Below are 25,530 nucleotides of genomic sequence, written 5' to 3'. Positions count from 1 at the left end.
GCTAGCGGTTATCACAGCCATGGTTGCGAGCTTAGTCTGAATCAGCAGCCGACGAATGAGCAGATGGTTCTGCCTTGACTGGAAACAGCTGTGGATCGAGCATGGACAGTTTTTTCCAGATCGAGGAGACCATTAATTCGCCGGCCTGTTCACCAATTCGAGCCATCTCGTCAGTGCGTTCGAATTCAGAAAGATCAAACCCAGTCACGTCAGGCGAAATCACAACATCTGCCGGCTGCACGCCGACCGCGTTCATATTATGGCTTTGTACAAGATGCCCTCTCAATAAGACTTGCAGCGTTGAAGGTTTGCGCGACCGGACCAGCCCACGATGACTGTCAATGCCACTGAACATCTGTTCGAGACTGGCTGTGACACTGGAAGCGATGACAAAATTGCACCCTTTTTCAACCAGCACATCGGCAGGAATATTGTTGACTAACCCGCCATCGACCAGCGCCTCACGTTCGTTCAATAGTGGCTGGGACAACCCAGGTAAATTGATGCTCTCGAGAATGCTCCGCACCGCGTCTCCCTCGGCGCGCACTACCGGACCGCCTTTGACAAGATCGACTGTGACCGTATAGGTCGGGATAGCCAACTGACTCAAGAATGCGTCGCCTAGGTATTGCCTCAGCATCGAATCGAACTGCCCGCGTCGGTATTTATAGAGCAAGTACCAGTAACCGCCTCCAGGCAGCAAACGAAACAGCCACGGCAATCGCAGATCACGCCTGAAGCAATTGATATTGTGATCGATTTCTAATCCGTAAGAATACATGACACCGGTCATCGCCCCGGCACTGGTGCCAGCGAGCATGTCGATGAAGATGCCATTGTTTTCTAGGGCCTTTAGCACACCCAAGTGCGCCATGCCACGAGCAGCACCTCCCCCCAACGCAAGACCAATCTGAACTCCGCGCAAATGATGGACGATTCGCTCGACTCCCTGATTAAGCAATCCACCCTGGTGGCTGAGCGGTGCAGAGAAGGACACCTTGAAAGCACGATCGACCAAGGCATCCAAATCAGGTGCATACGGAGAAGTGTAATCGCCATGATCGAGCAACCAAACCAAACAGATTTTCTCGCGCCAACCAGAAACCTGGTCGGTTAGTCGTTGCAATACCTTCAGCGTTTCCGACGCATCTTTGGGATGAACACACCACAACAAGGTATCCGAAAATCGCAGAAGTCGAAGCAAGTTCTCCCAATCGTGATTGGCGTCAACATCGACGACCACACGTTGGGATTGCGACCAAGCTCTCAGTTGTTGCTCGCTAGCCTCTAGCGGCAGTACACTGCCAGAATCATCCAGCAGAGAACGAAAGAGTACGCCGTTGGGCGGAATCCAATCGACGTCATCACTTGCTACACAGGGCTCCTCCCCTAGATCGACCAAACGTTCCAAGACACCTGTGGTAATTTCACGCGTCTGTTGACAGTGGTGAACAATCGCGACAGCCGATGGTTTATCGCGTTGGCGATCAACGTTCACAAGCTTACGAACTTGCGACGAAGCCAGTCGGAAAAGATTGAATTGGAACGTGCGATGCTTGGCAGCTAATCGGTAGAGCTGATCCGCATCAAGCTTGAGTATCCACGCTGGCTCACTGGCCACGGCGTCAACGGCAGCTTTTTCCTGATCGGCAACTGCAAACAGACCGATACAGTGCCCACGCATCAAATATCGCTCCATGAGCTCTTTGCCAAACAGGTCCACAACAGTCACCTTGACCCTTCCCCGTGTCAAAAAATACACGGACGTCATCGGCTGACCCGCACGATGAACAACGTCCCCATCGGCAACTTGAAGGTACTGAGCACAGTCGGCAATCTCTTCGATAACTTCTAGCTCGAGACCTTGCGTCCATTGCAAGCGACTTAGATCTGCGATCAACAGTGACTTCGCAGTCGCATCTGCAAGTTCCATCTCATTCGCTCCGTTGGTTTTGTCCGGCCCGGGAAAACGCAAGCTAAGTCGGGATCAATTTCAGGGCCGTCAAACGGCACACTTCGATAGCTCACTAGGTGTAGAGTAGCATACAGAACAGTCAAAGCACCCAACATTGGACGGGCACAGCCCCTGCGCAAGGCGTCAAATGGACGGAGAAAACAAGCGCAAGAGCCCCATCAGAAATCGCTGTCCGAAAGCAGTCAGCTCAAAGGATTCAAGAAACAACAACATGAATTTCGATGCAAGTCTCGAACCGTTCCAACCCTCAGGTCAAGGAGTGGAGACAAGTTCATCCTTGAAAAAGTATTCGATTCTGCAACTCGACCGCCAGAACTGGTCACCCTGCGGAGAATCGTCAAAATCCCCCGCAGAAATCGTTGAATTTCGTATCCACACGTTGGAGTCTGGCGCATGATGCTGAGAAAGGAACCTTTTTCGATCCTACGAAGACTGAATCCCGAACGAACGAAACAGGTATCAATCGCAGGGTCCACTTTGCCCGTCGCGACAACGGGAGGACGCCGATCGGGTATGCTACAACAGAGCGTCAAACAATCGATCAAATTCGAGCGAGAGTGAACGTTAAACCAAACAAAGACATTGAAGAATGAAGCAAGCAACAAAGCATCGAATTGGCCGTCGCGAGATTCTGCGTGGTACGGGCGGAGCTCTCCTAGCATTGCCAGCTCTGGAATCCTTCGCAACCGCCAGTGATGCTGGTACAAGTCCCGTCCGCATGGCCTGCATTGGGCTAAATTTTGGTCTTGTGCCCCAGCTGTTTTTCCCCGGCGAGACGGGCCAAAACTATCAGCTCACCGAACGTTTACGCCCCCTTGCAGGGTCTCGCAATGAGTTCACCGTGTTCTCTGGTTTAGACCATGGTGTCAACGCACAAGGTGGTCACGGCGGCGTCCATGCCTACCTCTCGGGCGTCCTTTCTAAAAACTCAGTCGGCATGCCTGAAGCCAACATCAGCCTTGACCAAAAAGCGGCGCAAATCGTTGGCGTTGAAACGCGTTATCCATCACTGCAGCTAGCCAGTGGCAACGATCCAAACAATCTGATCTCCTGGAGTTCCTCAGGAGTCGCATTGCCGCCGGTGACAAACCCACAAACCATCTTTGACCTGCTCTTTGCCTCTGCGGACCCACGGCAACGAGCCCAAACGCACACCATTCTTGCCAATCGTGGCAGCATTCTAGACCTAGTAAAAACAGATGCGAACTATCTGAAAGGCAAAGTCGGCAAACGAGATCGGCAGAAATTGGATCGATACTTTGATTCCATCCGAGGAGTTGAAAAACGTCTGGCACAGTCCAGCCGGTGGCTCGACACGAAAAAACCAGACGTCGACTACAGATTGCCCAAAGATTCCAACAGCCTTGATTTCGTCGATCGTGTCCCGCTTTACTATGACCTGCTGACGTTGGCCTTCCAAACCAATTCCACACGTGTCGCGACGCTAGCTCTGGCCGACATTGGCCGCAACAATGGCGGTTTCGATATCAGTCGCGGCTATCACCAATTAACGCACCATGGCAAAGTGCCGGAGTACATCAAGGAACTCTCCGTCATTGAACAGTTTCATATGCAGCAGTTTGGACGATTCCTGGACCAGCTCAAGTCGATCGAAGAACCCAGCGGAGCATCGTTGCTGGACAATAGCATGATCCTCTTTGGTTCCGGAATGGGCAACGCGAGTTCACACTCCAACAAAAACCTCCCGCTGATTCTTGCTGGCGGAGGCTTTTCACATGGACAACACCGCAACTATTTCCAAGACCACACCGCAAACAAAGCGACTTCGGCGGGCAAGCTGTACATTTCCATGCTGCAGCGTTTTGGTGTCGAGGTGGACTCGTTTGGCACTGCCCAGGGCACGTTGAGTGGGTTTGAGGTGTAAAAATGAATCGACAAATATCAAACGCCATCGCTGACCAATCGTGGCTGGCATTTTCGCTCCGCCACGCCAAACGAAGCCTGCAAACGGTTCTTCTTGCGTTGCTATTGCCAGCCACCAGCCAAGGCGCCACCGCGGACGAACACAAGTTGGCCCCCTCAGTCACCAAGTATTTCCAGCAGTTTTGTTATCAGTGCCATGGTGAAACGAGCCAGAAGGGCGATCGGCGGCTCGATCAACTGCCAGCAGTCATTTCGGCTGACGACGATGCCGCACTCCTCTTAGAAGAAGCACTCGATGCAATCAACCGAGGCGATATGCCGCCGAGCAAAAGCAAGATTGCCCGACCAACGGAATCCCAGACAAAGCACTTCGTTTCATCGCTAACCGATTATCTATCACAGTTAGCGGAGGCCGGAGCCACTCAATCAACCGTCATGCGCAGGCTGAACCGGTTCGAGTACGCCAACACCATGCGAGACATTCTGCAACTGACGCCTGAGTTCTTCGATCGCACATCGGACTTTCCCGTCGACGCCATCAAAGAAGGATTTGATAATCAGGGTGAATCCCTTTCGCTGTCTGAGCAACAGCTGGAACGCTATCTGGAGGTCGCCGAAGCAGCGGTGGACGCTGCAACCTCTTTCGACGTCCAACAGCCGTCGCCCAAGGAATGGCACTTTCATGGAAGCGACTTTAATGGAGTTCATTCCTATCAGCGTGCGCCGGTGACTTGGCGACTGATTGTTGACAACGACTATTTGGAAATTGGACACGGGCAACCCAGCGAGCGTCATCCCAACTTTGTGCCTTCACTCGCGCGAGCGGGCGGAGCGCCCGCAGAAGGTTGGTACACGATCAAAGTTCGCGCGGCCGCTGCAAACCGACTCAATCATGGTTACGACCATCGCGAGTTCGATCGCTTCAAAACTCAACGCCTCAAACTCGCCCTCTGGGTTGCACCAGAGGCAAAGCTGCTGGTGAAGAACGCCGCCGACCAGCGACGCTTGAGTGCCATTTGGGAGTTACCCGATGGTCAGCCACAGGAATTCACGCAACGCGTCTGGCTAAACAAGGGTGCCGTCCCCTTTATTAGCTGGACCAATGGAGTCAGCTCCAAAGGCAACATCCGTCTGGTCGCGGAAAAGCATCACCCGGAAGTCGTTCGCAGCACCACCACTGAGCGTGACGCCGCGTTGCTGGGCGATCCTGAGGCTCAAGCGTTGGTAGCGCGACTTGCAAAGAACGACAACAACCCGCTGCTCTCGGAGGTCTACCGTGGGCCTCGGGTCCGAGTCTACAATCTCGATCTGAATGGCCCAGAGATTGACCAGTGGCCGCCGGCCAGTCACCAACTGTTATACGGCACACAAACCGATGCTTCTAAACTGGCCCTTCAATCTGTCGTCCAAAAGTTTGCCCGCCGTGCCTTTCGTCGTCCCGTCACGGTGGAATCCGTGGACCATTATGTCCAATTCATTCAACAGCGCATCGCCAAGGGTGACTCTCACGCCGCAGCACTTAAGCTTGGCTTGGCAGCCATCTTGACCTCGCCGCGTTTCCTTTACTTAGACGAAGGCAACGAGGAGACTGGCACCACGCTTGCATCCTACGAACTCGCATCTCGGCTCTCGTATTTCCTTTGGAGCAGCATGCCAGATGATGAATTGTTTCACGCTGCTGAGTCAGGCCAACTGGCCACCAAAGCCGGACTGCAGAGGCAGGTTGAGCGCATGCTCGGGGACGCAAAGTCCAACGCCTTTGTCGAGCACTTCACAGACACTTGGCTGCGAATCAATACGCTGGGATCGATGCCTCCGGACCCCAAGGCTTTTGCAAGCTATTATCGCGATCGCCTTGAGGATCTATTCAAGCAAGAGACGCGAATGTTCTTCGCGGACTTACTGAAGAACAATCGCTCAATTGTCAACTTACTGGATAGCGATTACGCCTTCGTCAACGATGTGCTTGCACAGCATTACGGCATCGAAAACATTCATGGTGAACAACTTCGCAGGGTCGCTCTGAAGCCTGAACACCGCAGGGGCGGACTAATGGGACAGGGAAGTGTACTCACACTGTCTGCCAATGGCATCGAAACGTCGCCGGTTGTACGCGGCATGTGGGTACTGGAGAACATCTTGGGGACGCCACCACCACCACCGCCGCCTGATGTGCCTGCGATTGAGCCTGATACACGAGGCACGACGACGATTCGCGAACAACTTGACAAGCATCGAACGGTCGCCGCGTGCGCGGATTGTCACCGAAAAATCGATCCCGCTGGTTTTGCATTAGAGTTCTATGACCCCATTGGTGGGTTCCGACAACAATACCCCGGCCGACCAGGAAAACGAATCGCTGTGGATGGTTCTGGACAACTTCCGTCAGGGGAGTCGTTTGAAGATGAAACCGGGCTCAAAAAGATTCTCGTGTCACGAAAAAACCGATTTGCCGAGACGCTTACCGAAAAATTGTTGACCTACGCGACGGGGCGTTCCATGACCTCGCTCGATTACCAAGAGATCAAGCAAATTGCGACCGCATGCGCTCAGAACGGCGATGGACTTCGTGACCTGGTCCTGGGCGTTGCCAACAGCCAAACGTTCCGAAGTCGTTGAGCCGTCCGTTTGATCTCGGAGGCTGCACTGGCAAGCGATTCGTATTAGAATCGACCCGCTGACCTGCGCCGCAACTGCCTCGTCCTGTGTTGCCGCATGCAAGCCGGCGGCTGAGACGCGACGCTTCCCAGGCTGCAAGCACAACAACGCCTCACAACCAAGTCCCTGCAACCGACAACCAAGTCCCTGCAACCAACACCCCAGGGCCACCAAGTCCTACCAGGAGTCACACCGCCTATGCTTTCTCGAATCATTGCCTTCGCAATTTTGTTGGGCTGCAGTAGCGCAACGGCGCAACAGAAACTGTTCGACCTGTATGAGCCCCAAGTCTTTCAAGGCCTACCGGTTCGGGTGATGAAACCCATCGATTTCGATGCGGACCAAAAGTACCCTGTCATCCTGTCGCTTCACGGCGCTGGCGGAGTGGGGACGAATAATCAAAAGCAACTCAAAGACTGGAACCGACAGCTTGCCGAACCCAAACGGCGAAAGGAGTTCCCCTGCTATGTGGTTGCCCCACAAGCGGACTCTCTGTGGGATCAGCAAGATTTGGAGCGGAGCCAAGCGCTGATCAAAACGTTACCAGCAGTCGACATGAATCGCATTTATGTCATGGGTCACTCCATGGGCGGTCATGGCACTTACATCTTTATCCAGCTTGCGCCAGATTATTTTGCCGCCGCCGCACCCTCCGCTGGCAGCGGAAGGCCACGAACGGAAGACTTCATCGACCCTGCAAAAATCAAAGACATTCCGATCTGGGCTTTTCACGGCGATCGAGACACCGTCTGCCCGATCGCAAAGGATCTCGCTGTCTTCAACGAACTCAAGCGTCTAAAGGGCAACATGAAGTTGACCGTCTTGAAGGGTGACCGACACAATTCGTCGGGAAAAATGATCCCTGGTGCTGCAAACGGTGTCACTCAGTTCACGGGTGATCGCTGCGATCGAGAGCCTGATTTCATGTCATGGATGTTTGCACAGTCCAAGCCAGCGGCTAAGCAGGCAGCCAACTCGTCGACGGGATGGAAAAAGCACGTCGTGCTGCCGGAATCTCGTTCTCAGATCAACTCGGCTGTGGCGAATGATTTTGACAGCGACGGACACATCGACATCATCTCGTCTTTTGATGGCCGGGTCGTCTTGTTCAAGGGCCCCGATTGGACTCAGCACACGCTGCATGTCATCAAGCCCGGCCTATCCAGAAACAAACCGCGTCCCAGTTGCATCCACAGTTGCCTGATGGACGTTGATCAGGATGGAGACCTTGATTTCTGTGGCTCTAACCTGACGGTTTTCTGGCTGGAGTGCCCTGCAGATCCATGCTCCGGTCAACCATGGACCTATCGCACCATTGACGATGAAATCCTGGGCACACACTGCTTGATTAGCGGAGACGTCAATCAAGATGGCAAGCCGGATCTGATCGCGAATTCTGGTCGTGATCAGACCACCACCTCGGTGCCGAATTCCTTGACTTGGTTAGAAGTCCCATCAAGCCCTCACACAGCCAAGCACTGGATCCGACACGTGTTTGCTGACGGCGATGCACCCGGGGCATCACACTATACCGGCATCGCTGACATCAATGGCGATGGCATTCCAGACATCTCCTGTGGTGCCAAGGGAGGCGAAGCCTTTCCAAACGGCGAATGGTTCGCTTGGTGGGAACAACCCGCCGATGGATCGGTGCCATGGAAGAAACACTTGCTCTCTGATCAACATCCCGGAGCAACGAACATTCACCCGGTGGAGATCAACGGGGACGAACACATGGACTTAGTCGCGACGCGTGGCCACGACCAGGGAGTGCTGTGGTTCAAGGGCCCCGACTTCAGAGAATTCACCATCGACCCAAACATCTTAGGCCCACACTGCTTGGCAACCGTTGACCTTGATGATGATGGTGATGTCGACCTCGCAACCTGCGGACGCGCCAGCGACGGAACCGCGATTTGGTATCAGAACGATGGCCAAGGACATTTCACGCGACATGTGATCGATGTCGATCAAAGCTCCTACGACATTCGAGCGATCGACATGGACGGTGACGGCGACTTGGACCTCTTGATCGCTGGTCACGACAGCATGAATCTCGTGTGGTACGAAAACACACTCAACGAGCAGTCGTAGCCAACTCGACAGAGAACGATCCCGCACAAGATGCTGTTCGCGGAATCGAACTCTCACGCGTGTCGCCAAGGCTGGAAACGCTGGCCAAAGCAGCCATTCAACCAACCTGGGAAACGAACGCATGAGCCCAGGCGGACGCAACCGTCAACGCTAACGTCGTGTTTGCTGGCACGCGGACTTGAATCTGATGGATCTTCTGGCCGGTTTGGATCGCCTCACATCCACTGTGCTTGCCAACAGCGTTAGAGCAATCCACGAATCGGATGACCGTCTCGGACCAACGTCATGGGTCGTCCGACGTTGGATTGGAATTCCGTCTTCGGTGAAATGCCGACGTTGGCAAAGAAGGAAGCGGCCAAATCGTCAGGGGAGAATCCCACCGACGCTGGTTCGGCGGCGGTCGCATCGGTTGCTCCGATCACTTGGCCCCCGCGAACGCTGCCGCCAGCCATCAGGGCACACATGGCTCTGGCCCAATGGTCTCTGCCACCGGCGTTATTGATCTTGGGAGTGCGTCCGAATTCGCCCGCGGCCATGATTGCGGTTGACGACAGAAGACCGCGTTCCTCAAGTCGATCAAGCAATGCAGCAAGCCCACGGTCGAATGGCGGCAACAAGGTACGCAGGCGCGAGAAATTATCCTGGTGCGTGTCAAAGTCAAATTCTGCGGGACGCAGCCTCACCGTGACGAAGTGCACTCCAGCTTCAATGAGTCGCGCAGCCAGCAAGAGCGACTGTCCAAATTCATGCTTTCCAAATCGGTCGCTTTCCGAAGGCTTTTCCTGAGAAAGATCGAAGGCCGCTCGCGCTTTGGGCGAACTGATCATATCAAAGGCTTGTTTGGAAAATCGATCCAGACCACGCACCTGATCGTCCAAGTTTTCAAAACCGGCAAAGGCGACGTCTAAGTCGTCAAGCAGTTGCTTCTGAGATCGATACTTCTCAACAGTCAGTCCATCTTCAAGCGTGATGCCTCTTACAGAATACGGCGCACCATGGCGGGGCTTTTCAGCCGTCAATGGACTGAACCGTGAACCCAAATATCCGGGCCCCACAAAGGACTCGTCGATTGAAACGTAGGAGGGTAAGTGAGTCGCTGACGGAAACTCGTGACTGACCACACTGCCGTACTCGGGATAGCTGACCGATTGTGAAGCCTTGTTTCCAGTGAGCAGATACTTTTTTGCAAGTCCATGATCGGCGACGTTATGTGTGATGCCTCGAATGATCGCGTACTTCTGGGCGCGAGTGGCCAGCATCGGCAAATGCTCGCAAATCTGAAGTCCCGGAACCGTTGTTTGAACCGGTTTGAACTCTCCGCGAACATCGACCGGTGCGTTTGGTTTTAGGTCAAACGTATCCTGATGGGAAGGCGCGCCTTCCAAGAACACAAAAATCGCCGAGCGTTTTTGCGCGCCGTCGGATGCCAAGGCTTGAAGCCCGAGGTACTGACTAAGCGTTAGTCCCCCCAAGGTACCGACTTGGATAAAGTGACGCCTGTTAAAAGCTGTGTTCACGGTTCTCTCCTCAACTGCTTCTCTGTCTCAGTGATTGAGCAAGAATTCCTTTGAATTCATCATCGCCCACAGCAAATCAGCCATTCCCTCGGCGATCGTCGGTGATTCGCTAAGGTGCTTTTTGGCTCGCGCTCGATCCGCTTGACTCGGCATTCGGCCGACGGTTCGCAGCCAGACTTGCTGGATCAGCAAACCGGTATCTAAGCGCTCTTCGGCTTCTTCGGCATCTTCAATCTCGATCAACCAACCGCTGTCGGCCAAACGCATTCGCATCAACGGATCGTTCTGGGTGAAGATTGCCTGTAACAAGGTCGGCTGATTGACTCGCTCACAATCGCATACGATGGAACGATCGGGTTTGCCAAAGACCTTCATTGCGTGGGTCCCTGCCATCCGCATCGACAAATGCCCAGATGCCCGGCGTCTCAAGTTTGCACGCACCTCACCTTGATCTTCCGGAGCTGCCGTGACTTGCTTGACCCCATCGTAAACGACTTCAGCAGGAATCCGTCGTGGAATCGCTCGGCTAAAGTTACGATGATCATTGCGATTCGATTCGGTTGGTCTCCAGCTTCTCTGATACGTTTGACTGCTGGCAATTTGCCGGTGAAGCCATTTCATGTCATAACCATTGTTCACAAATTCTCTAGAAAGCCAATCAAGCAACTGCGGATGGCTAGGCGGATTCGCAGGCGTAAACTGATCTGGCGGCTCAACAATCCCACGATGAAAGTATCCAGCCCACACTCGATTCACGAACGCTCGGGCAAACCATGGATTATCTGGATCCTGCATCCAATCCATGATGGGCTTACGAGGATCGTCTCCGACAGCAAGCTTGACTTGGCCACTACGAAGGAGACCGAGCGTCATGACCTCTTCTGTCACCGATCGCGTTTTGGTCCTCGTCACAGAATCAAAGAACCGAGAGAAGTCATTGAAATCTGCTTGGGTCCATTGGTCAAAGGGATGTTTATGACATTCAGCGCATTGCAACTGAATCCCCAAAAACGCGTGAGCAACCGACATCGCGGTGTCCTTCGGCTCCTCCAGACTCTGCCGCGTCCAGAAAGATGGCATGCTGCCGCTTCGTCCCGAAAGATCGGCCAACATCAAACCAGCAACCACTTGATCGTAGGGCTGGTTCTGTTGCACGCGCTGATAGATCCACTCGTACCATTGCGAGGCTTTGACATAGCCATCTTCCCTGGCGACCTCCAACAGGCTACTGATTGACTTTGGATGACATCCCGTGAAATCACACAACTTGTTCGTACACCAAGCAGCGTAACTGGGTCGCTCCAGAAGTTCCTCAATTTTGAGTAACCGCTTGTCCTTTGATTGATCATTCAGAAACTGCAGCACCTCGTCGGGCGCAGGAAGTGTGCCAGTCAGATCAATGCTGACACGACGAAGAAACTCGGCGTCTGTACAAGGTTCGGATGCAACGAGGCCAAGTTTACCGAGCTTGGCGTTGACGAAACCGTCGATGGGATGGACCCCGTTCGCTCGAGGCCCCTCGGCGGCCTGGTGATTTGGCTGTGCCATAGGTGCCAATGGCCGTAGCACAGGAATCGCTGCGACCCCGTTATCGTACAAGGCAATGACGTGAGTGTCGCCTTCTCCCGTGGAAGTGGCCAGCCCGTTGCTGCCAACACGCACAATCTCACCCTCGTTGGTTTGAAAACGACAAAGGCAGGTTACGTCCTCTCGTGTTCCGTCCTTCCACTCCGCGATGATCTTGAGTTGCACCTCCTGCCCAGCCTCTCGGAAGAGAATCTCACTTGGCTGACAATGAAGCGCGACAAGTTCTTGATTGGTTGCTTGCGGGGAACTGTCGACAGCGTCCGGCCACGACGCCCCACTGTCAATCCACTGCTTCAAAACCGCAATCGATTCGCTGGGAAGCTTTCCGCTGGGCGGCATCTGCAGCCCATCATCGCGAAACTCAATGGCTTTCATCAAAAGACTCGCGTTAGCATTCCCGGGCACAACGGCCGGTCCTGTATCGCCACCGGCCAGCAAGGCCTCGCGATTGCTTAACGAGAAGTTGCCTTTGCTTGATCGAAAGCCATGACATTCGTAGCAATGATCCTCGAAGATTGGCTGGATTCTTTCTCGAAACAGTGCGTCGGCAGACTGCTCAGACTCCCGCGCTGGAGGATTTCCGGCCACGGCTGACGCCTCCTTGTGAGCCCCTTTCAGGACGGGCCCAGTGGCCCCTGATTCGATCCAGCGAAGCAACAGATGATGCTCCCATGTCCCCGTTGCGAATCGCTGACCGCCCTCGTGATCGGTCTGTTCGGTGGCTTTCATTACGATCAGGCTGTCTTCGGGATCGCCTGTTCGCAACCGCGGACCGCTTCCTGAGTGCGAATCCGCCCGCAGCGCTCTGTGGTCGGACTGAAAGTCGAATCCAAACAGCGACAAACGCAAATTGCCTTGCCCTTGGAAAGACCCATGACATTTCGCGGAGTTACACCCAAGCCGTCCCAGCAACGGCACCACATGTCGTTGAAAGTCCGGAACCGCTCGCGTGTCGCGTTCAGCAAAACGCTGCGATGCTGGGCGGAGGGCCTTGGTGACCTCCGCTTCTTCGGCTCCGAGAGGAGAGCCGAGCAAAACGAATAGAATGAACAGTCGCTTCATCGAGTAACACCTGCCTGCGTTGACACTACTGATCCATTTCCAACGTTTCGGTGACATCCACCGCATCGCTTTGCTTGTTGCGATGAGAGACACTGACTCGAATCTTGTCGCCAGCGCTGATCGCTTCATAGGCATCACGATGCCCACCAAAGAAGCCAGCGACGCGGATTCGTTTGCCAACAATGCAGGCCGCGTCCGTGGCTTGGCTGCCCTCAGCGGGCAGGCTCTCGGCAACCTCTAACAGCACCTCGTAGCCACTCGCCTCGACAACCTTTCCCACAAGTTCTCCCTGAAAGCCTCGAAACTCGTTAGGCGGGACACCGAAGTCTCCAGGCCGGAAAGGAGAGGTGCGTTCAAGCACATGGAACTTGTAACCAAAACCGAGAACGCCAGCTTTAGGATTGAAATCGCCGGTGCGGACTTTGATCGTTTCGCCACGTTTGATCCGCAGCAAGGAATCCAGAAATTGCCCCGAAACACCGACCAACTTCACCCGCGTCCCGATGAGTTTGGCATTCAGTTGTGGCTGGCTGCTGATCACATAATCGACATCGATTTCCATTTCACCCAGTTCGATGTCTTTCGACTTCAAGCGACCGATGACAATGGCGTAGAAATTGAAACTGCCAGGCCGAGCTCCTGTTTTGGTTTTCGCTCCTAACTTGGTCTTTACTCCGCCAGTGGCTTGGCCTTTTTTAGCTTGTGCCCCGGCTTGGTTCTTAAGGTATTCGATCACCTGAGCTTTCGAAGCCTGCTTCTTTTCAATCCAAGCACGCGCGGTTGGATCGGCCATCAACGTTTCATATTCGGCGTCCCAATCCACTTTCTTCGGTGGGTTCGCTTCTTCTGATCCAGCCGCCTTGGTGTTCATCGTTGCCGCCAGGTTGGCCGCGTCTTCTTTCGACAGTTTGCCGGCCTTCACCATTTCATCAAGCTTGCTCTGGAAAGCACTCTTGCCTTTCAAATTGCCAGCGTCTGGGGTTGGCTTGTTTCGATCTTGCTGCTTGGCGGTTTTTCCATTTTGGTTCTTCAACCAATTGATCACGTCTTCCTTGGTGGCTTGTCCGCTTTCAATTTTCTTTTGCACACTCGGATCGGCCTCCAGCAGTCGCTCGTACGCCGACTCCCAACGGGCGGTGGACTTGTCTTGCGCGAAAGCGAATTCACAACACAGAGCAAATGGAATCAGGAGCAACAGGGTAGCTATTTTCATGGTAAACTCTTTGGGGATTCGAAAGTGTTTTGCAAAAGCATAGGAACGCAGCTCACTTGCCTTGAGCTGACTGAAACAATTCGATCGCTTCCTCGGGCGTCAACTTGCCAGCTGCGACCATGGCTTTTAGTTGTGCACCGAGTGCGGCGAGGGGACTGTTCGCTTGAACGTCTGTTTTCTTTTTCGCGGGCTCCGGTTTCCCGGCATTTCGTTTGGGATCAATGTCTGCTGCAATCTGTGCCTCAGTCCGGTGCGACCCGGCTGATACGCAATAGAGGTGAGTCGTGGACCTGAGAATCAGCATGTCGCCGGCAACAGCAGGCGAGGCAATGAATTCGGCATTGAGTTCATTCGATGCCAGTAATCGAGGTTCGTGCTGTGTTGCTTCAAGCACTTTCACTTCACCTTGTTTACTGCTGAAATAAAGTTTGTGATCAGCGAGTATCGGTGACGCCCAATGGTCGCCCCCCAATCGCTTCTTCCAAATCTCTTGACCGGTCTTGGCATCAAGACAGCGAGCAATCCCGCCCTTGGCGGTCACCATGAAGAGCAACCCATCAACGAGAACGGGCGAGGGAATCGCTGGAGTACTTTTGAAGGTGGACCAAACAACATGGGAGTCCGTCACATTTCCCGTTCCATCGGGTCGGATTCCGATCAATGAGTGATTGAGTCCACTCGTAAACACGTAGACGAGTCCATTAGCATAGATCGGCCGCGCAGCCACATTGAAACCGCCTGGGTGGATGGTGCGCCACAGTTCATCACCTGTTTCCGGATCATAGGAAATGATTGCTTCAGCTGCGGGCGCAATCAGCTGACGGCGACCTCCAGCATCGATTAGGGTGGCGGTTGCAAACGATTTCTTGTTGTCATTTGGCTTGCCTCCTTTCTTCGGGGACAGTCCGCGTTCAGAAAGCGTTTCTCGCCAATCCGTTTCAACATTGCGATCGACCTTCCACCGCGTGGCCCCCGTCGTTTTGTTGATCGCAATAAAGAATTGCTGGTCGGTACCATCAAATGCCACATACAGATTCTTCTCATCGACGATTGGCGACGATCCCTGGCGAACAGGTTGATAGACCCGCAAGTCGCGGCGTTCCCAGATCTTTGCACCGGACTTGCGATCCAAGCAGGCGATCCCCTGCGAACCAAAACTCACGTAGACGCGATCCTCTTCAACCACCGGAGTTGGCGTCGCCGGACTGTTCAGATGCGGCGAGTCGAAAACGTAAGCGGGATCGACTTTTCGTTCGATCATCTCGAACACCTTGATGCTCTTGATCACCTCGCCCGTCTGAAGGTTGATGCAGATTGCCCGGGCTTCTTTCTTTTGGTCACTACCAGTGGTCAACCAGATCTCGTTTTCCCAAACCACTGGGGACGACCAGCCTGAATCGGGAATCGCCACCTTCCACCGCACGTTTCTGGCTTCATCAAATTCAATGGGCAGCTTGCTTTGCCGGGCAATGCCATCGCCGTTTCGACCACGAAATTGATTCCAACTGTCGTCAGCTCGCGATGCTGAACTAACGAATGAAACAGCGATCAGAAAAGCAAAGTAAAAACGAGTCTTCATGGTTTATCCCTCAGGGGTGCGTTTGCCAATTCGACACTGGTGATTTCGAATTTTCCGGAGGAAGATTTGGCAACCAACCACCAGTCAGTCAGCTCTAATCCAACCGGAGAGACATCTGTCTTCCTATCGTCCCGGAATTTGTTAAGCGGAAGCTCCATTTCAAACTCCTCACCCACGGCAAACTGGCTAGCGGGGATGGTTGTGCTGTACTTGCCTGCAAAACCGCCATCTGGGAACTCGACGTTGAGTCCGATTTTGACAGGGGTCCGCGAAAACGCCCGTCCCCGCACGAGGATGCTGGACGTTGCCTGCAAGTGGACCGGATGGTCCTGTGAACGACCAACGGACAGAACAAGCAGTGCTCCAACGGGTGAAGACACAGTCCAAACACTGCCAGCCGAATCGTTGAGATGGGCGGTCTGCTTATAGACCTTCAGTGCTTCTTGTTCGGACATTTTGCCACTGGCAACTGCCTTCTTGAGCTTCACACCAATGCCCCAAAGACGTGAAGTCCACTTCCCCATGACGACATCCTGGCGCAGCTCGCTCTGCCAACGATTCACTGGTGAATTGAGCGATTGCAGCGGCAAGGCGTTTTGATTTTCAAGCGATGCAAATACGCATTGCTGAGCTGGCACGTCGACCTCTTTCCCGTCGGGCAACCGCTTGAGTCGAACGCTTCCTTCCTTGACCGTCAGCCGCGTTGATTCCGGCGACGTTTCGACATTGAACTTCGTTCCCAGAACAGTCAACTCCGCAGTGTTCGTGCTGACGATCAGCGGGCGACCGCGCGGTTGTCTTTGCACACGAGCCGAAAGTCTGCCATGCCTTAGATACAACTTCTTTTGCATTTCGGATCCAGCATTCAGTGAATCATTCGAAATCGTCATCGCCGAGAGCCCCGCAAGCGTCAGTGCGGATCGATCTTTAAACGCAAACTCAACAGAGGCATCGGGCGACAACAATTCCAGCGTCCCGCCAGGCAGTTTTTCTCCTACTGCAATCGCGTTGGTCACATGGCCTCCGTCCCCCGTCCAAGCAATCGGGCCGCTTACAGAGGTGACGGTGATGATTTCCTGGGGTGAGCCTGGCAAGAGAAAGGCTTGCGTGACGACCGCGATCAGCGCCACGGTGGCCAGCGCTAGCAAGATCCGAACCGTCATGCGGCGACCGCGATGGTTCTGTTGCCAGTGATCGGCTGATTCGTCTGAAGATGCTTGCTGGACGTCGTCCCGCGATCCCAACTGGGCTTCCTGGCGAAGATTCGCATCCAGTTCCGATTGAACAAGAAAGTCCTCCTGGAGTGCTTGGTCCGATCGCAGTCGGCGATCGAGCTCACGCACCTCTTCTTCGGAGGCGACTCCATGCAAATAACGGCAGATCAATTCATGGGAGTCCATGCTCACTTTGCCTCCGTCGAAATGCGCAAGTGAACACACTCGGTGAGTTGATTGCGGAGTCGCGCCAAGAGCTTATACAGCGCGTTGGGTGACTTTCCCCTCCGCTCAGCCAAACGAACCACCGAATCGAGTGAGTGATGAGGCGCGAGCAACAATTCGCGATGCTCGCGTGAAAACTGTGTGAAACAGCTGTGGAACGCTCGCTCACGGACAGACAGTTCCATCGGATCGCGTCTCTCCGACCGCTCCGCGAGTTTCTCCAACACTTCATCGCTCAAGATCGGTTGCCGTGAGCGGAGTTTCTCCAATTGCCGGAGACACTTGAAGCGAAGAATGACTCGGGCCCAAGGCACAAACCCATCTTCGCTTTCAAGCTGATCTCGTTTTTGCCACATCGTGATGGTGGCTTCTTGAATTGCCTCATCCACCAAATCCCAATCGGGTACGAGCGTCCGCGCGTATCCTCGTAAAACAGGCTCGGCACGAACCAGCAGCGCCAGAAACTGGTGCTCGCTGAGCTCGAATCTTGGTATTGGATGTTCCATACCTGCTTTATTCGCCCCCAATCCCAAAACCTGCCACAAAAGCATGAAAAAGAAGACATTGCCGAGCGTTTTCGAGTCAACGCATGAAGGTTGCTGTCTGCTCGTTAGCGATGGCAACCTTGATCAGCTGGTGACGTGTTGTGATTCAACTGAGAGAGTGCATCAGTTATTCAGAGACACTCATCCTGAAGTCTCGGACAGAGAGCTTGCCATGGGCGAAGGTCAGCATGACCATGCTCTTCTCGCGTGCGAGGGCTGCATGATCGATTTCAGTTTGAAAATCGCCAATGGTCAACAACGCTCGCTTGCCGACCACAGCCAACTGAACCGGTACCCATTTCCCATTCACGCGGGCAAGGTCCGGCATCCCTGCGGGTTTGATCGTGTCTCCCTTATTCTGTTTCGACGACTTGGTGGCCCAGGCAATGACTCGCGTCGGCACCTTCGATTGCCCCGCAGGTGCGTCTTCTCGTTCGTCGGCAAGCGTGACACGAAACACATGTCCGTCACCGTTTAGCGTGAAAACGACACGTCCACAATCTTCTGCCTTCATCTGGAATGAGATTTTGGCGTCACTGAACTTGCGCGGCCACTTCAAAATCGGACCATGATTCTTGAATTGTTTATAGAGGTCAGGGTCACAAACGCAACTGGCAACTCCATCACCAAACTGCCACGCGCCCCGTTCCGCCAATCGTCCCTGAAGCTTGGCATCGCGGAAATCATCATGGAATTCTTCACCAGAGGCAGCATTTCCAATCAACAAAAACGCAAAGACGAAAGAAAAGATTGTTTTCATGTGCGGGTTCAACTCTTGTTGTGCTGGTTCAGCGTGAAACGGAAACGAAAAATGCTTGCGTTATTCTAACTTGAGATGGCTTGGACTGATTGATGTGCTTTAAGCCACCGCCCAAAACCAGACAGATTTTTCGCGTGGCGCCAAAACATTTAGGCTGGATGCGTTTGCAACTTTTAAGGCAAACGCGATCGCGGTCGGTTGCCTGCCCAGGACCGTCACTTCCCGCTGCCAGTCTGTCTGCAGCCTAGGCGGATTAACGCTAGAATATCGCTCATGGTCCACCCGCCACGCCACAATCGTTCGCTGCGCTTATGTATTTGATCGGAGAAGTCTCGCATCTCAATTTCGTCAGCCTGATTGGGATCGTGACCATGCTCGCGCTGGCTGTTGCCGTCAGCTCGGATCGAAAACGCATTCCATGGCGACTTGTCGGGATTGGTCTGGGGCTTCAAGCAATCTTGGCGGCGATGTTCTTTAACTCGCAAAGCTGGACATTTCCGAAGACCCACGATTCCTATCAGAGCCTTGCAACACTTAGCGACAACCAACCGCTCGCTGACATCTTGGACGGTCGCTTCGAAAACGTCGCGGAATTGAAACTGGCGGTGCAGTCGGAAGAGGTCACCACGGAAGAGATCTCCCGTGCGGTCGCCAGCGGTGTGGCCATTGATCGCTTTCACAACGGAATCGTATTTTGGATCGTGGAGTCCTTTTTCGGCACGATTCAAGAAAGTGTAAACGCCGGGGCTTCCTTTGTTTTCAACGTCAATCCTGACCCCGTTGATACCGCCAACAAAACACACCCTCGTGCACTGCTGACGACATTTGCGTTTGGCGTTTTACCCACGGTGATCTTTTTCGCTGCACTCACAAGTGTCCTCTACTACCTTGGTGTGATGCAGCGTTTGATTCGAGCGATGGCTTGGGTGATGCAAAAGACACTGCGGGTCAGCGGTGCGGAAAGTTTGGCAGCGGCGGCGAACGTTTTCGTCGGGCACACGGAAGCTCCGCTAGTGATCAAACCCTATATCAATGCCATGACGCGAAGCGAACTCAACGCGCTGATGGTGGGCGGCTTTGCAACCATCAGCGGCAGCCTGATCGCCATCTTCGCAAGCCTTGGCGTCAGTGCTGGGCACCTGCTAACGGCCTCGATCATTTCCGCGCCAGCAGCATTGGTGCTCGCCAAAATCATGCAACCCGAAACCGAGCAACCGCAAGCGTTGGAAACCACCGAAGCCGAAATGGACCAGAGTGCGGTAAACGTGCTGCAAGCCGCCGCGGACGGAGCGAGCGAAGGCCTAAAGCTAGCCTTGAATATCGGTGCGATGCTGATCGCTTTTTTAGCCTTGATCATGTTCATGGACATTCTACTGCAAGGACTTGGCGGACTCGTGGGCATCGAATTATCTCTGCAACGAATCTTCGGCACACTGTTTTATCCAATGGGTTGGATCATGGGAATCGAGCCAAAGGACTGCACGATCGCGGGGAACCTATTGGGCAAAAAGCTAATCATCAACGAATTCGTGGCCTACATGGGTCTGCTGGAGAGTGACGCGCAGCTTAGCGAACGCTCCAAGGTCATCCTGACCTACGCGTTGTGTGGCTTCAGCAATTTCGGCGCCATCGGCATTCAGCTTGGTGGGATCGGTCCGCTCGCCCCCAAACGAAAAAAGGACCTCGCCCAACTTGGCCTACGGGCAATGTTTGGTGGCATGCTGGCTTGCTGCATGACCGCATGCATTGCCGGCGTGATGTTTGGCATTCTCAGCGAGTGATCTCACGCAGGTTTCGCAACCGCCCCTCACGGTGGCAGATCGAAAGAAAAACGATTTTCGCATCTACGAGAAACTTCTTGCGATTCCTCTGGTTAGTCTGTTGTAGCGCAAACATCATGCTGCGACGACGGTGCCTGGGAATCATTCTCAATCTTTGACAAGGCTGTTGTGGAATCTGAATGATCCACGATCGGGCTCCGATTGAGATGAAGTTAATGACGAAAACTCCCACGCCGATCTGCCAGCAATGGGATTGACGATCGGAAACAATAATGATCTGCGGAGTGAATGCATGAAGAACGGACACCACAAGCGATTTCTGACTGCCCTAGCGATTCTCATCGGCGTTGGATGTCTCGCTGTATTGTCTGTAGCGCATTGGTACCTCAAAGCCGGCGATGCGTTGGCTTTCGAGCTACGTCCGCCAACCGCACAAGAACTTGCCAAGGCTGCTGAGTATGAAAAACTCGTCGCGGGAGGAGTGTTTCACAAGCCACTAAGCCGTGTTGTTGACTACCCCGGGATCACAGCCCCTAAAATGATGGATGCCAACGCAGTCGACCTTCCCGATTCGACCGAAATCGTTGGCGTTGAGATCAACGGAGAGTTCCGCGCTTTTGTGCTCAATGCAATGCTGAGCCCTCGCGAGCATATCATTAACTTGGTCGTGGACGAATGTCCATTAAGTGTCACTTACTGCAACCTGGTCGATTGCGTTCGTGTTTTGACGCGTGCTGGCGACGGACCGATCCCGCTAAACGTCGGTGGAATGGACCAGGACAACCAAATGGTTTTCCTGCTAGAGGGCGCGCGATACGGGCAAGCATCCCCCGGTCTGCCACTCATCGATCACCCCTTCAATCGAACAACTTGGGGCGAGTGGAAAGGCCAGCATCCAACGACAAGGGTTTACCTTGGCAACGGATAACCAGTGCTAGCTGGTCACACGATGCCGCCGAGCGACAGGTCCCCCCACGTGTCGGCAGTGGAGGTCACTGGAAACGTTGCTTCGACTCCCGATCAATGAGAATGCGTTCGCCTGAGATCATTCGGTCTTTACGCGTTCTTGGGCGACTTGCTACGGTTCATGAAAAGACGTCAGTCTGAGCGATTGAATGCCGCGCGTGAATGCCGGTTGATCGCACCCGCTTGGCCAGCAAATCTCACCGCCGGGTTTGGTGAACACCATCCAGAACACGGATCGCTGATCGGACCACCGGTGTTTCACAAACCAATACGCCAACGTCTGCTCGGCGACTCGGAGCGCCAGGCGTGCTGCGGCATCTAAGTCCCCGCAGGCTGCTGCTCGCTGATCACTTCTCCGTGTTACCCGCTCAGTGCCACCGGACTTCTTGAACACAGACGGGATCATGACGGAACAACGTCCCAACGAAGCTAGAATCATTTCGGTGCATGGCACCTTCGCTGCTGCCGATTCTGATCACGGGAAAAAGTGGTGGCAACTCGAGAGTGTCTTCCAGCGCAAGCTTCGATCCAAACTGCGTTCCACCCATCGCATCATGGGCGAAGGTGACGTGTTTCACTGGAGCGGTGAAAACAGTGAACGAGCGCGAGCCAAAGCGGCTGCCGATCTCTTGGAAACTCTCAAGCCGCTGGAATCAGCCAAGATCGACTACCATTTAGTCGGCCATAGCCATGGTGGATCGGTTGTTTGGTCTACGTTAAAACTCGCCACCTCGCGCGGGCTCGAACTAAAACATCTTAAAAGCTGGTCCACGGTGGGAACCCCGTTCCTGCACCACAAGTCTCGATCGCCCCTGAACCCGATTAGCCTCACCTATTTGGTGCTGAGCCTCTCGCTGATCTCTCCGGTGGCTCGATCATTGTGGTTCCTCATCCTGTTGGTCAGCGGACAACTCGATCAAGGGCTGGTCATCAACTCGCATGACGACGTCAACCCGATCATTGGCGTGATTCGCGCTCCGATCTTGGAACTGATCAATCAAATGGGAGTGCCGTTTGAGACCGTTGAAAACGGCATTCGTCTCGGAAGTTTCATTCCCGGTGGCGACGTCTCGTTTTCAGCCTATCTATTGGGCACCTTCGAAGGCTGGGGGATTCTGTTGGCGATCCTCCTGTTTGCCTATCTAACGTTGCTGCTTTGCAGTTACTGCGTGGCCCCGGTTTCCGAAGTCCTTCGCAATGGCTTGGAGAAGCGGCTGGATCAACGCACGTTTCAACGCTACGGCGGGACCTGGTTGGGGATCTGGAGCAAGGATGATGAAGCCATTAACGGCTTGAAGAAAACACTTGAGCTCTCAGTGTCGTTTTTAGGAACGTTGGTCCCTCGCGATCGCATCTACATTTCGGATTTCGTGTCCCTGCCTTCACGGCCTCTGCTGCGGTTGTTCGCTCCGTTTTACAACAGGCTTTTGCGGCCCGCACTGGACTCAAAGATTCGCAAGTTGGTCATCAAAACAGCACAGGGCAACAATCGACCTGCGGCAGACGTCGTCGCTGTGTCCCCGCATCCTATCGTCAAACAAGCGAACGATTCCGGAACAGCCATCCCTCGCTGGTTTGAGCACAAGATGCTGCACGCGGCAGACATGCAAGCACAAAAACTGGGCCCCAAACTGCGAGAGTTCCTGGGTGAGGCCACGTTCTCAACGGGATTGGAGAAAGTTGCTCGAGCGTTAGACAGCCATACGCTGGTTCACACGTCCTATTTTGAACATGCTGAAACGGTAAACCTGTTAGCTCTAAATATTGCCAGTAGCGACTCCCAGTTTCGTTATGCTCAGTCCGGCACAAACACGGATCTCCAAGCTTGGTTCGTTCACTTCCGAAATTGTCAGCGATCCATCATGGGCTTAGAACCGCTCCAGCCTGTCGAACCCGCACGCCGCAGGCTCACTCCACGTCGCGCAGCCTAACGCGTGAAGTGCTGCATTGCCTCACGCTCTGCAGCAGATTCGCCGCAGCATCTGTTCGACCGCAGGGCGCGGCTCGCCACTCGCCGGCCCCCCAGCCGCTGAAACGGTGCGTTGGCCGGCAATCCCTGCTTGCACGGATTCAACGCTGATCCCAAGAGACAGCTGAGTTGCTTTGGCCGAGTTGCCTTACAAGGGCAGTGTCAACAGAGGGGCGGAATCGTCGATGGCGGCCTCTGTTTGAGTATCGAAGATCAGCTTCAAGAGAAAGAACTTGGCTTTGCTATCCTGATCGCGACTATCAATATAGAACCAAGTGTCACGATATTGGACGGCAACTGAAGCACAGGCGGGACGCTTGTCGCAACACTTGACAACGAAGCCGCCGACCATTGAGTCCGAGATGGGATAATCAGCCAACGCGGGGGCGACACCACAACGCAGGTCGCACTGCGGCACCTGCACTCCTCGGGACAGCAGAAACAGCATCTCGAAAAGCGACCGCATGCCAATTTCGATATCCTGACGCGGCAGGTCCTCTTCTTTCAAATAGCCCTCGTACCCTGGTTCAAGCTCAAAGGTCTTGGACTGTGGGTCAATGCCAAGCATCTGGACAAGATTCGCATGCTCTGGCGTGCCAATGGCTTCCGCCGCGAATCGCAACACAGTGAGCTGCTTGGTCTTGCTAAGCGTCAAGCTGTCCCCGTTACCTGAATCGACGAATGTATAACCTGAATTGAGCGCCTGGATCCGGTCCGACGCTGTAATCAATTGTGGGTCCAGGCCTTCGTTGATCGGCACTAACTTTTCGATTCTTCCGACCTCCAGCAAGCGCTGATCCTGCAAGGAACGAACACTCAGGGCGATCATCAGAAACTCGTTGGTCATCTCTGCTGTCCCCGGCATCTGTCCATGATGAGACGGGGCGATGTTGACGTCGTTGATCGACTTGATCATCAGCGGCCAAGTGATCGAAGCCGGCCAGCCCATATAGGCTGCTAAGTACAGCACATCAAGAGAAACCGGTTTCAGCGCAGCCGCAATCAGTTCCCGACCACCTGGGTTAAACGAAACGGTGGGACGTTCCGATCGCGGGCCAGTCAAGCCTGCCGCAAGAGCATCCGGGCCACCTTCAGGAACATTTGCTGCCAGCGTTCCGGAATACGTCCAGTTTCGCTGTGCGGTGATGTTGGTCACACGAAGCAGGCCTGGATATTCGTCGTATCGAAGCCTGACCAAATTGAGCAGCAACTCCTGGTTCCCAACCTCGACCGTCGACTCGTTGTATTCCCGCCAATCACTCACCATCCGCTTTGGCCCCGTCGCGCAACCCGAGAAAAAGGTTGCGACGATGCACAGAAGCACGATGGGAAATTTTGACTTATCTACTGGCATTTCACTTTCTTCAAGGCTTAGCGTTGCAGTCAACGCAAGGACTGCATCGCGCTTTGCTCGACAGGCTCAAGCGGGTTGTTGCGATCTGACGGGATGCGTTTAAACTGGGTGAGCTCCGAACCAACGGTCTCGACGGGGCCTCGGATCGATCCACTAGCCTTCTGGTGGCCTCGCGGTTTCCTGGCTGCGGCGGCTCGTTCCCATGAGCCAACCCGTCGATCCAATCTGCTCCAAGCAATTCGTTTTGGCATGATTGAGTCGCCTGTAGGGAATCTCGGCAATGAAACGGATGTGACCACAGAGTCAATGAGTCAGAACAGCCACTGGATCTAGGACGAGCCTTAATCCCGGCACCATGCTCAACGCTTTGGCAATCGGCAAACTTTGCGCGTGCGCAAGAGTTCACCAACCGGACACGATACAGCTGGCTCGTTGGATTACCGTTGACTTGCAAGTGGGATGATGTTTTCCATCACTGGCTAGGCTTACAAGAGGCCAGTTCAGCGGACGGCGGCCAAGCAGATTGGGACGGCATCGGCCAGTACCTCACTTATTCAGTCAACCGATGCACGAATCGTGGAATGCGACTCGAGTGGTTTCGCGACGAAGAAGGAACCCCTGTTGGACTCAATCGTTCAAGCAATCCAAACTCTGCCCGTTAGACGGAAACTTCTTTTCGCTTTCTGTGGGAGCGAACAACGCACCGACGGACGACGTCGTTTTCCGCCCCGAACTGCGTGCGGATCGGTTTGATGGATCAGATGCTGCCCGCCCATTTAACGATGGAACAGATAACGGCCAGCTCGTGCTTGGGTTCGATGTCATTGTCGGTCTGGAACTGACAGGCTTGGGCGAGAGCCAAAAACGAATTCGACCGAGCGATGGCATGTTGCGACATCGCTGCGGTGTCAGTTTTCGACGATGAAGGCCCCGCGTGTGCCTTGCCCAGTCCGCCTTCCTGGAACGGGTTGCTCGGATTCCCAACTGGCAGATTAAGGTGACGCGAGTCGTCCGGATCGATCACAAGCTTCTGGCGTCAAAGCACGTGCCGGCCGGTATTGGAGGAATCCACATCGCGATTCAAGCTCACTCGGCCCGCCGTGCAATCGGGCTTCACACGCATCGGCGGCATTCTTGGCCACGACAA

17 protein-coding genes are annotated in these 25,530 nt (G+C 54.2%); 8 read left to right on the top strand and 9 right to left on the bottom strand.

Annotated elements, in window-relative coordinates; translation table 11 throughout:
• Positions 1 to 31: 31 nt before the first annotated feature.
• Positions 32 to 1,933: a cyclic nucleotide-binding and patatin-like phospholipase domain-containing protein gene (locus SV7mr_RS08600; protein ID WP_145271077.1), complete on the bottom strand. Its 1,902-nt coding sequence runs from the start codon at positions 1,931 to 1,933 to the stop codon at positions 32 to 34.
• 631 nt (positions 1,934 to 2,564) lie between these two features.
• Between SV7mr_RS08600 and SV7mr_RS08595 the strand changes: the two genes are divergently transcribed.
• From SV7mr_RS08595 to SV7mr_RS08585, 3 genes are all read left to right on the top strand, one after another.
• Positions 2,565 to 3,860 carry a DUF1552 domain-containing protein gene (locus SV7mr_RS08595; RefSeq protein WP_419188273.1) on the top strand — a complete coding sequence of 432 codons (1,296 nt, stop codon included), beginning with the start codon at positions 2,565 to 2,567 and terminating at the stop codon, positions 3,858 to 3,860.
• A 2-nt stretch (positions 3,861 to 3,862) separates the two neighbouring features.
• Positions 3,863 to 6,478, top strand: coding sequence for a DUF1592 domain-containing protein (locus SV7mr_RS08590; RefSeq protein WP_145271074.1), 2,616 nt, complete (start codon positions 3,863 to 3,865; stop codon positions 6,476 to 6,478).
• Positions 6,479 to 6,715: 237 nt separating this feature from the next.
• Complete coding sequence (locus SV7mr_RS08585) at positions 6,716 to 8,611, top strand: FG-GAP-like repeat-containing protein (RefSeq protein ID WP_145271071.1); 1,896 nt, start codon at positions 6,716 to 6,718, stop codon at positions 8,609 to 8,611.
• Between the two features lie 242 nt (positions 8,612 to 8,853).
• Here the strand turns inward: SV7mr_RS08585 and SV7mr_RS08580 are convergent, their stop codons facing one another.
• The 7 genes from SV7mr_RS08580 to SV7mr_RS08550 all read right to left on the bottom strand — a co-directional run bounded on the left by SV7mr_RS08580 (position 8,854) and on the right by SV7mr_RS08550 (position 18,313).
• The gene (locus SV7mr_RS08580) at positions 8,854 to 10,128 is read right to left on the bottom strand and encodes a DUF1501 domain-containing protein (RefSeq protein ID WP_145271068.1); all 1,275 of its coding nucleotides are present in this window, start codon (positions 10,126 to 10,128) and stop codon (positions 8,854 to 8,856) included.
• A gap of 27 nt (positions 10,129 to 10,155) precedes the next feature.
• Entirely contained in the window at positions 10,156 to 12,834 is a 2,679-nt protein-coding gene (locus SV7mr_RS08575; protein ID WP_419188272.1) for a PSD1 and planctomycete cytochrome C domain-containing protein, read from the bottom strand.
• Positions 12,803 to 13,990 carry a hypothetical protein gene (locus SV7mr_RS08570; protein WP_145271061.1) on the bottom strand — a complete coding sequence of 396 codons (1,188 nt, stop codon included), beginning with the start codon at positions 13,988 to 13,990 and terminating at the stop codon, positions 12,803 to 12,805. The genes SV7mr_RS08575 and SV7mr_RS08570 overlap by 32 nt, the downstream gene beginning before the upstream one ends.
• 52 nt (positions 13,991 to 14,042) lie before the next feature.
• On the bottom strand, positions 14,043 to 15,569 hold the full coding sequence (locus SV7mr_RS08565; protein ID WP_145271059.1) for a PQQ-binding-like beta-propeller repeat protein: 1,527 nt from the start codon (positions 15,567 to 15,569) through the stop codon (positions 14,043 to 14,045).
• Positions 15,566 to 16,969 carry a FecR domain-containing protein gene (locus SV7mr_RS08560; RefSeq protein WP_145271057.1) on the bottom strand — a complete coding sequence of 468 codons (1,404 nt, stop codon included), beginning with the start codon at positions 16,967 to 16,969 and terminating at the stop codon, positions 15,566 to 15,568. The genes SV7mr_RS08565 and SV7mr_RS08560 overlap by 4 nt, the downstream gene beginning before the upstream one ends.
• Before the next feature lie 2 nt (positions 16,970 to 16,971).
• Positions 16,972 to 17,514: a sigma-70 family RNA polymerase sigma factor gene (locus tag SV7mr_RS08555; protein WP_419188271.1), complete on the bottom strand. Its 543-nt coding sequence runs from the start codon at positions 17,512 to 17,514 to the stop codon at positions 16,972 to 16,974.
• Between the two features lie 166 nt (positions 17,515 to 17,680).
• Positions 17,681 to 18,313: a hypothetical protein gene (locus tag SV7mr_RS08550; protein WP_145271053.1), complete on the bottom strand. Its 633-nt coding sequence runs from the start codon at positions 18,311 to 18,313 to the stop codon at positions 17,681 to 17,683.
• A 311-nt stretch (positions 18,314 to 18,624) separates the two neighbouring features.
• On the opposite strand from SV7mr_RS08550, the gene SV7mr_RS08545 reads away from it, so the two are divergent.
• The 3 genes from SV7mr_RS08545 (at position 18,625) to SV7mr_RS08535 (ending at position 22,991) form a co-directional block, all read left to right on the top strand.
• Positions 18,625 to 20,094, top strand: coding sequence for a NupC/NupG family nucleoside CNT transporter (locus SV7mr_RS08545; RefSeq protein WP_419188270.1), 1,470 nt, complete (start codon positions 18,625 to 18,627; stop codon positions 20,092 to 20,094).
• A gap of 292 nt (positions 20,095 to 20,386) precedes the next feature.
• Positions 20,387 to 21,022: a DUF3179 domain-containing (seleno)protein gene (locus SV7mr_RS08540; RefSeq protein ID WP_419188269.1), complete on the top strand. Its 636-nt coding sequence runs from the start codon at positions 20,387 to 20,389 to the stop codon at positions 21,020 to 21,022.
• Positions 21,023 to 21,464: 442 nt separating this feature from the next.
• Positions 21,465 to 22,991, top strand: a complete 1,527-nt coding sequence (locus SV7mr_RS08535) for a hypothetical protein (protein WP_145271049.1) — start codon at positions 21,465 to 21,467, stop codon at positions 22,989 to 22,991.
• A 186-nt stretch (positions 22,992 to 23,177) separates the two neighbouring features.
• On the opposite strand, the gene SV7mr_RS08530 is transcribed toward SV7mr_RS08535, so the two are convergent.
• Entirely contained in the window at positions 23,178 to 24,383 is a 1,206-nt protein-coding gene (locus SV7mr_RS08530) for a hypothetical protein (RefSeq protein ID WP_145271047.1), read from the bottom strand.
• A 443-nt stretch (positions 24,384 to 24,826) separates the two neighbouring features.
• Between SV7mr_RS08530 and SV7mr_RS25200 the strand changes: the two genes are divergently transcribed.
• Positions 24,827 to 25,045 carry an outer membrane beta-barrel protein gene (locus tag SV7mr_RS25200; RefSeq protein WP_419188268.1) on the top strand — a complete coding sequence of 73 codons (219 nt, stop codon included), beginning with the start codon at positions 24,827 to 24,829 and terminating at the stop codon, positions 25,043 to 25,045.
• Entirely contained in the window at positions 24,949 to 25,308 is a 360-nt protein-coding gene (locus SV7mr_RS08520) for an outer membrane beta-barrel protein (protein WP_145271045.1), read from the top strand. The genes SV7mr_RS25200 and SV7mr_RS08520 overlap by 97 nt, the downstream gene beginning before the upstream one ends.
• Positions 25,309 to 25,530: the final 222 nt, after the last annotated feature.

Origin of the sequence: Stieleria bergensis (assembly GCA_007745635.1) — a bacterium.
Lineage (GTDB): Bacteria > Planctomycetota > Planctomycetia > Pirellulales > Pirellulaceae > Stieleria > Stieleria bergensis.
This window is presented reverse-complemented; position numbering and strand designations above follow the sequence as displayed.

Excerpts from the sequence above, each read along its gene's own strand:
- SV7mr_RS08600 (WP_145271077.1), bottom strand. The coding sequence starts at position 1,933 with ATGGAACTTGCAGATGCGACTGCGAAGTCACTGTTGATCGCAGATCTA.
- SV7mr_RS08595 (WP_419188273.1), top strand. The coding sequence starts at position 2,565 with ATGAAGCAAGCAACAAAGCATCGAATTGGCCGTCGCGAGATTCTGCGT.
- SV7mr_RS08590 (WP_145271074.1), top strand. The coding sequence starts at position 3,863 with ATGAATCGACAAATATCAAACGCCATCGCTGACCAATCGTGGCTGGCA.
- SV7mr_RS08585 (WP_145271071.1), top strand. The coding sequence starts at position 6,716 with ATGCTTTCTCGAATCATTGCCTTCGCAATTTTGTTGGGCTGCAGTAGC.
- SV7mr_RS08575 (WP_419188272.1), bottom strand. The coding sequence starts at position 12,834 with ATGTCACCGAAACGTTGGAAATGGATCAGTAGTGTCAACGCAGGCAGG.
- SV7mr_RS08570 (WP_145271061.1), bottom strand. The coding sequence starts at position 13,990 with ATGAAAATAGCTACCCTGTTGCTCCTGATTCCATTTGCTCTGTGTTGT.
- SV7mr_RS08565 (WP_145271059.1), bottom strand. The coding sequence starts at position 15,569 with ATGAAGACTCGTTTTTACTTTGCTTTTCTGATCGCTGTTTCATTCGTT.
- SV7mr_RS08560 (WP_145271057.1), bottom strand. The coding sequence starts at position 16,969 with ATGGACTCCCATGAATTGATCTGCCGTTATTTGCATGGAGTCGCCTCC.
- SV7mr_RS08555 (WP_419188271.1), bottom strand. The coding sequence starts at position 17,514 with ATGGAACATCCAATACCAAGATTCGAGCTCAGCGAGCACCAGTTTCTG.
- SV7mr_RS08550 (WP_145271053.1), bottom strand. The coding sequence starts at position 18,313 with ATGAAAACAATCTTTTCTTTCGTCTTTGCGTTTTTGTTGATTGGAAAT.
- SV7mr_RS08545 (WP_419188270.1), top strand. The coding sequence starts at position 18,625 with ATGTATTTGATCGGAGAAGTCTCGCATCTCAATTTCGTCAGCCTGATT.
- SV7mr_RS08540 (WP_419188269.1), top strand. The coding sequence starts at position 20,387 with ATGAAGAACGGACACCACAAGCGATTTCTGACTGCCCTAGCGATTCTC.
- SV7mr_RS08535 (WP_145271049.1), top strand. The coding sequence starts at position 21,465 with ATGACGGAACAACGTCCCAACGAAGCTAGAATCATTTCGGTGCATGGC.
- SV7mr_RS08530 (WP_145271047.1), bottom strand. The coding sequence starts at position 24,383 with ATGCCAGTAGATAAGTCAAAATTTCCCATCGTGCTTCTGTGCATCGTC.
- SV7mr_RS08520 (WP_145271045.1), top strand. The coding sequence starts at position 24,949 with ATGCACGAATCGTGGAATGCGACTCGAGTGGTTTCGCGACGAAGAAGG.